The organism is Salipaludibacillus daqingensis (assembly GCF_029891575.1).
Classification (GTDB): Bacteria; Bacillota; Bacilli; order Bacillales; family Salisediminibacteriaceae; genus Salipaludibacillus; species Salipaludibacillus daqingensis.
Genome location: NZ_JARZHF010000006.1, coordinates 256,786 through 268,874 on the forward strand (window position 1 = coordinate 256,786; position 12,089 = coordinate 268,874).

General features: G+C 41.8%; 10 protein-coding genes. 4 read left to right on the forward strand and 6 right to left on the reverse strand.

Features of this window, described 5'->3' with window-relative positions:
• The first annotated feature begins 159 nt into the window (after window positions 1-159).
• The 4 genes from QDN89_RS13515 (at window position 160) to QDN89_RS13530 (ending at window position 4,459) form a co-directional block, all read left to right on the forward strand.
• Window positions 160-1,443: a Zn-dependent hydrolase gene (locus QDN89_RS13515; RefSeq protein WP_280770678.1), complete on the forward strand. Its 1,284-nt coding sequence runs from the start codon at window positions 160-162 to the stop codon at window positions 1,441-1,443.
• A 31-nt stretch (window positions 1,444-1,474) separates the two neighbouring features.
• The gene (locus tag QDN89_RS13520) at window positions 1,475-2,599 is read left to right on the forward strand and encodes a TRAP transporter substrate-binding protein (protein WP_280770679.1); all 1,125 of its coding nucleotides are present in this window, start codon (window positions 1,475-1,477) and stop codon (window positions 2,597-2,599) included.
• A gap of 68 nt (window positions 2,600-2,667) precedes the next feature.
• The gene (locus tag QDN89_RS13525; protein ID WP_280770680.1) at window positions 2,668-3,207 is read left to right on the forward strand and encodes a TRAP transporter small permease; all 540 of its coding nucleotides are present in this window, start codon (window positions 2,668-2,670) and stop codon (window positions 3,205-3,207) included.
• Window positions 3,185-4,459 carry a TRAP transporter large permease gene (locus tag QDN89_RS13530; protein WP_280770681.1) on the forward strand — a complete coding sequence of 425 codons (1,275 nt, stop codon included), beginning with the start codon at window positions 3,185-3,187 and terminating at the stop codon, window positions 4,457-4,459. The genes QDN89_RS13525 and QDN89_RS13530 overlap by 23 nt, the downstream gene beginning before the upstream one ends.
• A gap of 482 nt (window positions 4,460-4,941) precedes the next feature.
• On the opposite strand, the gene sdhB is transcribed toward QDN89_RS13530, so the two are convergent.
• The 6 genes from sdhB to QDN89_RS13560 form a co-directional block, all read right to left on the reverse strand.
• Window positions 4,942-5,691, reverse strand: coding sequence for a succinate dehydrogenase iron-sulfur subunit (gene sdhB, locus QDN89_RS13535; RefSeq protein WP_280770682.1), 750 nt, complete (start codon window positions 5,689-5,691; stop codon window positions 4,942-4,944).
• Window positions 5,688-7,457: a succinate dehydrogenase flavoprotein subunit gene (gene sdhA / locus QDN89_RS13540; RefSeq protein ID WP_280770683.1), complete on the reverse strand. Its 1,770-nt coding sequence runs from the start codon at window positions 7,455-7,457 to the stop codon at window positions 5,688-5,690. The genes sdhB and sdhA overlap by 4 nt, the downstream gene beginning before the upstream one ends.
• A 25-nt stretch (window positions 7,458-7,482) precedes the next feature.
• Window positions 7,483-8,091: a succinate dehydrogenase/fumarate reductase transmembrane subunit gene (locus QDN89_RS13545; protein WP_280770684.1), complete on the reverse strand. Its 609-nt coding sequence runs from the start codon at window positions 8,089-8,091 to the stop codon at window positions 7,483-7,485.
• Window positions 8,092-8,105: 14 nt separating this feature from the next.
• Window positions 8,106-9,527: an aspartate ammonia-lyase gene (gene aspA, locus QDN89_RS13550; RefSeq protein ID WP_280770685.1), complete on the reverse strand. Its 1,422-nt coding sequence runs from the start codon at window positions 9,525-9,527 to the stop codon at window positions 8,106-8,108.
• Between the two features lie 118 nt (window positions 9,528-9,645).
• Entirely contained in the window at window positions 9,646-10,914 is a 1,269-nt protein-coding gene (locus tag QDN89_RS13555; RefSeq protein ID WP_280770686.1) for an SLC13 family permease, read from the reverse strand.
• A 47-nt stretch (window positions 10,915-10,961) separates the two neighbouring features.
• Window positions 10,962-11,924: an asparaginase gene (locus QDN89_RS13560; protein ID WP_280770687.1), complete on the reverse strand. Its 963-nt coding sequence runs from the start codon at window positions 11,922-11,924 to the stop codon at window positions 10,962-10,964.
• Between the last annotated feature and the right edge of the window lie 165 nt (window positions 11,925-12,089).

Below are 12,089 nucleotides of genomic sequence, written 5' to 3' on the forward strand. Positions count from 1 at the left end.
TCATATTCGATTAGCTTTAAGCCTACAGGTATTGTAGGCTTATTTGTCTGATACCGATAAAAACCTCTTGTTATGTTTGTGTTATCAAGACATATCTGAATTTACTAAATTGTCTTATAATTTAAGTTATCAATTTATTTTCGGTCACAGGAGGCACCTATGTATCAGACACTCATGGAATCATATCAGTCAGAATTATCCTATTCAGGTGTGGACGGAAGTCGTTTAGCTAAACGATTGCATGAACTTTCCCGAATTGGTCTAACAGAAGATGATGGTTGTAACCGTATCTCTTTCACAAAAGAAGAGCAACAGGCGAAAGATTTAGTGAAAAAATGGATGGAAGAAGCGGGACTTCACGTGAATCAAGACGGTGCGGGGAATGTGATTGGTAGAATAGAAGGCGTTTCATCGACGACAACAATCATGTCTGGGTCCCATTTAGATAGTGTTCCAAATGGTGGTCACTTTGACGGTCCACTTGGCGTCCTTTCCGCTCTTGAAGTAGTGCAAGCTTGGAAAGATACGGGATACACACCAGAAAAATCGTATGAAGTGGTTGTGTTTACTGACGAAGAGGGGGCACGCTTTAAAAGTGGCCTCACTGGTAGTCAGGCGATGACTGGAACATTTGATTTGTCGCAAAAACAAACGTTGTTTGATTCGGAAGGGCAGTCATTTGAGGAAGTTCTCGCACAGAATAATCTCAGCTTGGCAACGTTAAAAGAAGCAAAACGTGACTTCAGCTCGATTGAAGCTTTTGTAGAAGTGCATATTGAACAGGGAAAACGTCTGGAGAAAGAAGATCTTCCCGTTGGTGTCGTGCAGGGAATTGCCGGACCTTCTTGGGTGGATGTGAGCTTTTACGGTTCTGCTGGACACGCTGGGAATACGCCGATGAATGATCGACAAGATGCGTTGATTGCGGCGAGTCACTTTATTACGGAGATAGAAAAGCTACCATCAAAAGTTAGTGAATCTGCTGTGGCAACCGTTGGGAAACTATTTGTGAAACCTAATGGGATTAATGTCATTCCAGGAGAAGTCCAGTTAACGGTCGATATTCGTGATATTCATGAAGATACACGTGATCAGCTTCGAGAAGATATTTTTGCCAAAGGAAAACAAATTGCAGCTGAGAGAAATGTTCAGGTGGAATTAACTGAAATTATGTCGACACCTCCAGTAAAGGTGAAGGAAGAGATGCAACAAAAAGCAGCGAAGGCGATGGAAAAATCGTTAAATAAAAAGCCTTATTTCCTTCCAAGTGGTGCTGGTCATGATGCGATGATTATCGGTGGACAAACAGATATTGCCATGTTGTTTACGAGAAGTAAGGACGGGGTTAGTCATAACCCAGCGGAGTGGTCTTCACTTGATGATTGTGTTCAAACCGTTCATGTATTGAAAAATCTATTAGAAGAGTTATGTTCCGCGTCGTAGTTTATAACTATATGAAAAAAGGGGAGAGGTCATGATGACAAAATACGGATGGAAACTATCCATGTTCACTGCAGCTGCTTTGTTTCTTAGTGCTTGCGGAGTAGAAAGTGGAAATAGTGGAAACAACGATGAGACAGATGTGGAAGTAAATGAAGGAAATAACAATGTTGTTGAAGATGAGACAAATAACAACGAAGCGAATAATAACGGTGAGGCAGCAGAAGCAGAAGTTGAATATGAATGGCAAATTGGCTGGAACTCAGGTCTTGATGATGATTCTAAAGGGGAAGCGGCAAAAGCATTCGCAGAACATGTGATGGAAGCTTCGAATGGAAGAGTAGATATTGAGTTCTTCCCAAATGAAACGTACGCAAGTTCTCCGGAAATGATCGATGCTGTTCAAGTTGGTGCGTTGGATATGGCGTTACCTGGTGCGAACGAGCTAGCTGGGGCTATTCCAGAATATGCCGCTTTATCTCTTCCGTTTTTGACAGAAGGGTTTGAAGAAGCACATGCAGTGCTTGATGGGCCGGTTGGCGATGACTTGAAAGCGTTGGGCGAAGAGCAAGGGTTTATTACGTTAAATGATGTAGAAATTGGCTTCGCGCAGATTACGAATAGTGTGAGACCAATTGAAGAGCCGTCTGATTTGGAAGGATTGTCGATTCGATCGCCTAATGATGTAAGTTTGATCGAGACGTTTAATGCCCTTGGTTCATCTGTTTCAACGATGGATTATACAGAAATTTACAGTGGGTTGTCTCAAGGGGTTATCGATGGGCAATTTAACCCTCTTCTAAGCATTTATGATCAAAATATGCAAGAAGTTCAAGACTATCTTGCGATAACGAATCACACGTATTACTATTCTTACTTCATTATGAATGATGATTTATTCAATAGTTTAGATGAAGAGTTACAAGAGATTGTCCGTGAAGGTTCGGAGCATGCTCGCGATGCTGCTCGTGACTTCATTGCAGGTGAAGAAGAAGCTGCTATTGAACGTGCGGAAGATGAGTTCGAGGTTGTGACGTATCCTGATCTTGAGCCTTTCCAGGAAGCTGTTTTACCAGTATATGACGAAGTGTCTGATGTGATGGGAGAAGAAATCATCGCAGATATGCAGGACTTCCTTGAAGAGTATCGAAATAATTAATCTAATTGATTGAAACTTTTGAGGGACCTGTTTCGACAGGTCCCTTGTGTTATTAGGGAGGGAATAATATGGCTCAAGTAAATGCAAAGAAAGAAAAGAATTGGTTTGACTATATCATCGGCTGGACAGAAATTGCTGCTTCCGTTTTACTTATTGGGTTAACCGTTATTGTATTTGGAGAAGTGCTGAGTAGGTACGTTTTTCGTACGCCGCTCGTTTTTTCAAATGAATTAACACAGCTATTATTCCCTTGGATGATTTTTGTAGCAGCGATCAGTGTGACGAAAGAAGATGGACATCTGGCCGTTTCCTATTTTCGCGATCGATTACCTTACGTGATGCAAAAGGGGCTTTATGTTTTTTCGAAGCTAATTATGTTGTTCTTCTCTGTGTACATGGTCATTGCCAGTGTTAAGTACGTGGATAATGTTTCAAGTCAACTCATGCCGGTCATCCGAATTTCAAGAGGGTGGTTGTCTGGCTCTTTGACGGTGTCTTTTGTTTTTATCAGTATCATTCTTATTTATCAAATCGTTTTAATCTTGACGAATAAATTAGACGTGCAGCGAGAGGAGGATACTTTAGATGATATGGATTATGATCGCTAGTTTTTTTGTATTGCTCGTGTTGGGCATTCCGATTGCATTTGCAATGGGGGCTTCGGCATTAATGTATATCTTAGTTACAGGTATTCCTCTGGAAATGTTTGCACAGCGGTTCTTTTCTAATACGCAATCATTCGCCTTTCTAGCGATTCCCTTTTTTATTCTTGCTGGTAATTTAATGATTCACGGAAACATTGCACAGCGAATTATTAAAGTTGCCGATTCGATGGTTCGTCAACTCCCCGGTGGTTTAGGGTGCGTCTCTGTTGTCACAAGCATGGGGATGGCGGGTGTGTCTGGTTCATCCGTTGCTGATGCGGCTTCAACGGGAAGTGTATTAATTCCGGAGATGAAGCGGAAGGGGTATAGCGCAAGATTCGCTGCTTCGATTAATGCTTCTAGTTCGGTTGTTGGTATTATCATTCCTCCTAGTTCGACGATGATTATCATTGCTTGGTTAGCTAATTTGTCCGTTGGAGAAATGTTTATTGCCGGGATTATTCCTGGTGTGTTAGTTGGGTTAGCTTATTTAGGGACAACTGTTTTGATCGCATTGAAGCGAGGGTATCCTAGTGAGTCGAAACCAACTTTTATGGAATTTTTGCGAAACTTCCGCCACGCTTTGTTAGCGTTGTTACTGCCGATTTTGTTAATTTCGGCGATTATTACTGGTGTAGCCACGGCAACAGAAGCGGCTTCGTTAGCGGTTGTTTATGCGTTGATCATCGGCGTGTTTGTTTATAGAACGCTTAACTGGAAAAATATTATGTTGTCGTTAAAAGACACGGCGCGTGGAACGAGTATTGTCATGGTGACGATTTGTGCGTCGATGATTTTTACATGGGTACTTATTTCAGAAGGCATTCCGCGGATGATTTCCGATAACTTGGAAGGCTTAGGCTTACCGCCGTGGGGGCTTTTGATGGTGATGATCGCAATTATGCTGATTGCCGGAATGATTATGGAGCTTGTTCCTAACTTGTTTTTATTCATTCCGATCTTCATGCCGATTGCGACAGACATTATCGGAATGGATCCGATGCACTTTGCGATGATCATGCTCGTCACATTGGCACTAGGTATGTTTACACCTCCAGTTGGCGCAACATTATTTATCTCGTGCTACATTGCAAAAGTGAAAATAGAAGACACAGTCAAAGACATCTTCCCATATTTCTTAACAGGTATTCTTGTTGTTCTACTAATCTCTTTCTTCCCAGCGAGCGTCCTTTGGTTGCCCGGATTGTTTGAGTAGGAGTGGTGAATGGGTGGTGAACGGGGACGGTTCTCATGTGGCAAAAGAGTAGTTAAATGAAGAGCGTGTCCCAAAATGTTGTTGTATAAGCAGCCTTGTTTGGTCCCTTTAATTTATGGTTTTTTTGTATATAATTGTTAATATAAAGTCAAACAGGATCTTTACTTACCTAATGTGAAGTCTTGTTTGACTTTATTTGATTTCTTTTTTCATGTGTTTTTTACTTATTGGCAATGTAAAGAGGACCCACAATACATGGCTGTTTTGGAAAGTCCTCTAAACTTAAGTCGGTAAAATCGATTGTCCAAAAAACAGTTTTCTTCGAGAATATAATTTATATCCTTTTATCGTCTTTGATCGTTTTTGTATCCTTGTCCATTACACAGGTTTCCTGAATAGGAAAACCGTAAGATCCGAATCATTATCATAGATACTGACCGGATCATCTTGTTATTTTTCATTTCATTATAGCTTTTTTCGTTTTACAATTGAAAGAATCGTTTAAATGAATACAGCGTTGTGGCCTTGTTTAATTCTGCAATGGAATGTGTCAGAGGGATTTCTTTTGGACAGACTTCAGCGCAGTTTGCCGCATTTCCACAAGACGTCAGCCCGCCATCACCCATAATCTGATCAAGTCGCTCTTCTGCCTGAATCTGTCCTGTCGGATGCGTGTTAAATAGACGTACTTGAGACAAAGGCGCAGGACCGATAAACGATGAATATGGGTTCACGTTTGGACACGCTTCAAAACAAAGTCCGCAAGTCATACATTTACTCAATTCGTAAGCCCATTGCCGATCTTTTTCAGGTATCTTCGGTCCCGGTCCCATATCGTAAGTGCCATCAATGTCAATCCAGGCTTTTACTTCCTTCAATGCATCAAACATCTTTTGACGGTCCACCATTAAATCCCGCTCACATGGAAATGTTTTTAAAGGAGCCAGATGGATTGGCTGTTCCAGTGTATCCACAAGGGTTGAGCATGCCTGTCGCGGTTTCCCGTTGACGAGCATTGAGCACGCACCGCAAACCTCTTCCAGACACACGGACTCCCATTGAACAGGGGTGGTTTCGTCGCCGTTGATATTCATCGGGTTGCGTCTAATTTCTATCAATGCTGAAATAATATTCATGCTTGGGCGCCATGGCACATTGAACTCTTCGACATAGGGCTCGGAAGAAGGTCCATCTTGTCGATTAATCTTTAAATGAACTGTCTTACCGGTCATGATGTTACACCTCCCTTTTTATTCTGGGTGTAATCTCGTTTTCTCGGTTCAATCAACGATGTATCCACTTCTGCATAACTGAAGGAAGGATTGCGTTTTTGCGTATCAAATGCAGCCATAGTGGTTTTTAACCATTCGTCATCATTCCGGTCAGGGAATTCCGGTTTGTAATGAGCCCCGCGGCTTTCATTTCTGTGAAGAGCACCTTGTGTGATCACTTTCGCCAAATCCATCATCCCACTCAGTCCTCGAATGAAAGAAACGGAGTGATTATGGTATTTCGTCGTATCCTGAACGTTTATGTTTTTATATCTTGCCATCATTTCCGTAAGCATTTCATCTGCCTTGACAAGGTTTTTGTTTTCCCTTACAACTGTAACATTTTCCGTCATTAGTTCGCCCATTTCGTGATGGAGAGTATAAGGGTTTTCACTGCCGTTCATGCTGAGAATCGCAGTGATTTCATCCTTATCGGCTTTCAGCTGAGAGGTGAAGACTCGCTCGTCAACGTCATCCACGGATTGACTGTTATTGCGGACATACGTCGCTGCTTCAGGGCCTGCAACCATTCCACCATAAACCGCTGATAAAAGAGAATTGGCACCAAGACGATTCGCACCGTGCTGGGAATAATCACATTCTCCTGCTGCAAACAGGCCGGGAATATTAGTCTGCTGGTGGTCATCCACCCATAGTCCACCCATTGAATAATGAACACCTGGGAAGATTTTCATAGGAACTTTTCTCGGATCGTCCCCCATGAATTTTTCATAAATCTCAAGAATTCCACCCAACCTTACATTGAGACGTTCCGGATTGATATGTGAGACATCAAGATAGACTTTATTTTCTCCGTCAATCCCTAGCCTTTGATTCACGCAAATATCGAAAATTTCTCTAGTGGCAATGTCACGGGGAACGAGGTTCCCGTATGCCGGATATTTATCTTCAAGAAAATACCACGGCTGTCCGTTCTTATAAGTCCATACCCTTGCTCCTTCTCCTCTTGCAGACTCACTCATCAGCCTCAATTTATCCTCTCCCGGGATGGCAGTAGGGTGGATTTGGATGAATTCACCATTCGCATAAATTGCACCCTGCTGATATAATTTACCTGCAGCTGAGCCTGTATTGATTAATGAATTCGTTGATCGCCCGAAAATCATTCCCGGACCGCCGCTTGCTATAATCACCGCATCTGCTTTGAATACTTTAATATCCATTGAAATCATCTCTTGTGCAGTCAGTCCGCGGCAAATTCCTTGTTCATCAATAATTGCCGAAACGAAATCCCATCCTTCAAACTTCGTGACTCGTCCTTCAGCTTCATATTTTCGAACTTGCTCATCCAAGGCGTAAAGAAGCTGCTGCCCCGTTGTTGCACCGGCAAAAGCCGTCCGCCGGTGTTGTGTACCTCCAAAACGTCTAAAATCGAGGTGGCCTTCAGGCGTCCGATTAAACATCACACCCATCCTGTCAAAGAGGTAGATGATTTCTGGTGCTTTTTGACACATGCCCCAAACCTGCTGCTGATTGGCAAGGAAATCACCCCCATAAAGGGTGTCATCAAAATGTTCCCAAGGTGAATCATTTTCTCCTTTCATATTACACGCCCCGTTAATTCCTCCTTGTGCACAAACGGAGTGGGATCGTTTCACTTTTACCAGTGAGATGAGGTCCACGTTCATGCCCATTTCGACTATTTTTAGTGTCGCCATGAGGCCGGCTAGTCCACCGCCCACAACTGCTATTTTTTGTCTATTCATTTCCATTTGCCTCCTGTTGGATTCATCATACAAATGCAAAGATTGCTATTAATCCGATCGCTGAAAGCCCGATAAACATTAATATACCAAGTATTATTCCGAACTTCTGACTTCGTTGATTTACAGTGATTCCCCATGTAATCAGCATCGTTCTGAAGCCATTACTGAAATGATAGGTCGTCATCAAAATTCCGACGATATAAAACATCAGATAGATCGGGTTGGAAACGAGGTTCGCCACCATATCATAATTTACTTCGGCTCCAAATGCAGCAGGTACCCTCGTCGTGCCCACATGCCAAATTAAGAAGAGAAATACTACAATGCCAGATAAACGTTGGAAATAAAAATACATATTCTTTTCATAACGGTAAACAGATAAGTTGTTCTTAGCTTCCCTAGCAATGGCAATCCCATATATCCCGTGAAACAGCAACGGAATAAAGATAATGAAGATCTCCATCGCGTACCTGAACGGTAAGTTTCCCATCATCGCAGCGGCAGTGTTGTAGGCATCTTCTCCGTAAAATGCCGTGTAGTTGATACCAAAGTGAACGAAAAGAAAAACTCCAATGGGAATCACCCCTGACAGAGAATGAAGTTTTCTCCAAAAAAACGTTCGGTCATTATTCACAACAGTCACTCCTTCTATTGTTCAATTAGCGATTTTCCAGAAATACCCGGATTGGTCATCTCATAAGGATCGAGGATCTCATCGAGCTCATCCTCTGAAAGGACGCCGCGCTCTATGCAGATGTCTCGGACCGGACGTCCCGTTGCGATGGCTTCCTTGGCAATGGATGACGCCGATTCATAGCCGATATGCGGATTGATTGCTGTAATCACCCCTACACTTTGATTCACGTACTGTTCCATTCGCTCATTGTTAGCCTTAATTCCCTGAATACAATGACGATCGAATACGTCAATCACATTTGTCATCATTCTGATGGTGTCGAGGAGACTTGAAACAAGAACAGGCTCCATGACATTTAGTTCAAACTGTCCAGCTTCGGATGCAAGGGTAACTGTTACATCATTTCCGATCACTTTAAAGGCAACCTGATTTACGACTTCTGCCATAACCGGATTTACTTTTCCAGGCATGATTGAAGAGCCTGGTTGTCTCGGTGGCAGGAGTATTTCATTCAAACCTGTCCTCGGTCCTGAAGCCATTAACCGCAAATCGTTGGAAATTTTTGACAGGTTGGACATTGCCGTTTTCATGGTGCTTGATACAGTCACGTACACATCAGTGTTTTGCGTACCGTCGACAAGATTCGGTGATGTTGTCATCGGAAAACTACTAATCTCAGCCAATTCTTGAATTACAATGTGAATATAATCCGGATCGGCATTCAACCCGGTACCTACGGCCGTTGCACCCATATTTGTCTCGTAAAGAGACTCTATTACGTTGCGGATGCGCTTGATATCACGTTCAAGCACCGCTGAATAGGCACCGAATTCCTGGCCAAGTCGAATCGGAACGGCGTCCTGAAGGTGGGTTCTACCCATCTTTAGACAGTTTTCAAATTCCGAAGCCTTTTCCAGAAAAGAAGCTTGTAGCGATTCTATTGCAGGTAGCAACTGATTTAGACGATTCAATAAAGCAAGTTTGAATGCCGTAGGAAATGCATCGTTAGTGGACTGAGACATATTGACATGAGAATTAGCACTGAGCACCATTGTATTACCTTTCTCTTCACCGAGTATCTCCAGAGCCCGGTTGGCGATGACTTCATTGGCATTCATGTTAACGGACGTTCCGGCCCCGCCCTGAATCGGATCGACGATAAACTGATCGTTCCAGCGACCATTCGCTACTTCCATGGCAGCCTGCTCGATGGCATCTGCAAGATGAGCACCCAGCTGACCCACTTTACGGTTCGCTCGTGCTGCAGCAATCTTGACCATACCGATCCCGCAAATCAGCTCCTCATCGATATGTTGACCGGTAATTGGAAAATTCTCGACAGCCCGCAATGTTTGAATTCCGTAATAACACTCATTATGAATCTTCATTTCACCAAGAAAATCTTTCTCTATACGGTGTGTATTCCCATTCATTATTTTTTCCTCCATAACTACAGAATTCACCATAACAAAAACACAGTGTGTGGCATGGAGATATACCCAATTCTCACACCTGTGTTCTTGTTGATGAATAGATGATTATTAGTTTTAATTAATTAATAAACAGTACGACGAAAAATAATACTGCTAAACCACCAAGAATGGACGGTCTTTGGAACTTATTGGCTAATTTTAAATCGGACCCTGGTACAACTGGAACCGTTGTTGCTAGGGCAGCAACTGGTCCACCCGTTAAATAATATTGCATAATTGCACAACCGCCAGCACCTGCAGCAGCAGCTGCCAATGGAGAGACATCATATTGAAGAACTATGGTTAAGAATGGGATGACAATTGCAGCAGAAGCAGCGTTTGATTGCGTTATAAGTCCTGCCAGTGCCGATACGGCTAACATAACCAAAATAGGTGAGTAAGTTAGTAATGGATCAAACCAGTCAGCCATAATATCAACAATACCGATATTTTGAATCACAGATGACATAAAAAGAAAACCTAAAGTCGCAATTAAGGGAACTGCCACTCTTTTTACGCCTTCAAGCATCATTTCCTCAGCCTTCTTTAATGATACTTTTGCAAATATCGCAACTAGGATTGATGAAGCGACACCAACTATAAACACAGGGTATCCGACAGAGAAACCTACGACTAAGACGATAAAAGGAATGATTGCCAGTATGAAGCTTCTTTCATTATCAATGTCTTCGAGATCCTTAAGTATACTGTTTACTTCTTGTTCAGTGAGCTTGATATCATTACTTCTCTCTTCACGTTTTAAACGAAGATAGCTGATTCCAATGATAGACATTGCCACAAATGCACCTATTAGATTGATCCATCCAAAGGTAATTCCCGCAGTTGCAATAACTGCTAACAATGTAGGATGGGTAAAGCCACCGAAGTTACCTAGGTGACCTGCATGAGCTTGAATCCCCGCTACTTTGTTGGGATTAACACCTAGTTTGATTGCAGCGGGACCTGTGATTACTGCAGTAATCGCGGGTTGAGTAAAACCTGTTAATCCACCAATTACACCTGCAGCAGCGCTTCCCGCACCTGCGATGCCCGGTCCGCCACCGATTTTACTTCCTAATAAAATAATTTTTCTTATGATCGCATTTAAAAAACCTGTTTTTTCCATCACACCAATGAAAAGCAACACTCCTGCCATATCAGCAATGACTGGATGCAGGCTGCCATTGACTAAGCTGAGTACCGTGATCTCTGCATCACCTGACAACGGAAACCCTGCACTGATGGCAGCTAAAGTGGAACCAATAATGGCTGTCATGTAGAGAGGTGTTTTCCCAGTAATCATCAAAATTAAAGTTGCCAGCATGATTAATTGAGCAAATAATATCATGTAAATCATCTCCTTATAAGTGAATCATTTCACATAAATGACCTTAATTAATCTGTAAATCCTTTATTAACGTCTGTGTGTGAGCGAAGAAGTGCAATTAATTTCAATCTAGCTTTCTTGGAGTTCATATCACTGCCCAAAACAACACCATTTTCGTATAAATGAAGGGCACTGGCATAGTAGTCGTATGTTGTGTTCACCCTTCCTTGTTCACTCGATGTTGTAAGTACAAATTGGATTCCTTTTTCGATTGCCTTTAATATCGACTCCATTTGATTGGGAGCAATTTGTCCTCTACCATTTGCCTCTAATATAATCCCTTTTACATTAAAATTAGTACAAGCATCTATTAATAAGCCATCCGCATCAAGATAACATTTAATTATTTCTACTTTAGGGATGACATTATCTACTGGTGGATAAACTTGGCGATCTGCCGGCTTCTGATACAAGATTACTTTTTGACCGTCAATCGTTCCTAAATGACCATAACCAAAAGATTCAAAGCCTTGTAGATTATATGCATGCTCCTTTTTCACATATTTAGCAGAAAATATTCTTTCGTTAAAGACAACTACAGTGCCAATTCCAAATAGTTTGTCAGATGATGCAGCACATATGGATTGAATTAAATTCGTATCGGCATCACTCCCTGAAGCACTTGAAGATCGTTGTGATCCTGTAACTACAACAGGATTGGAATGATCTATAATCAAATCCAAATAATAAGCTGCTTCTTCCAGTGAATCTGTTCCATGAGTGATGACTGCACCGTGAAAACCCTGATCAAACAAACCTAAAATTTTATCAGCGATTAGATCCAAATCTTCCAATGAAATGTGCATACTGGGTTTATTTAATAAAGAAAAGATTGTTACTTCTGTATCACTTGGTATTTCTTCGAGATCGCAATAATCTTCACTAGCTAAAACTCCCGATACAAGCCTCCCTTCCTTGTTTTGTTTACTTGCAATCGTACCTCCCGTTGTGATTAATGCGATTTTTTTCATCTGAACCCTCCTCCTATTTCTTTCGTTAAAGATACTGTACTCTGATTCCTTCAAAAAACTACAAAGTTCTACTGAAAAAAATGAAACTGTCAAAATTTCGACATAATCAAGAATTATTGCCTATCAATTGATTGATAAAATATAAGTAGATATAAATGGAATTAA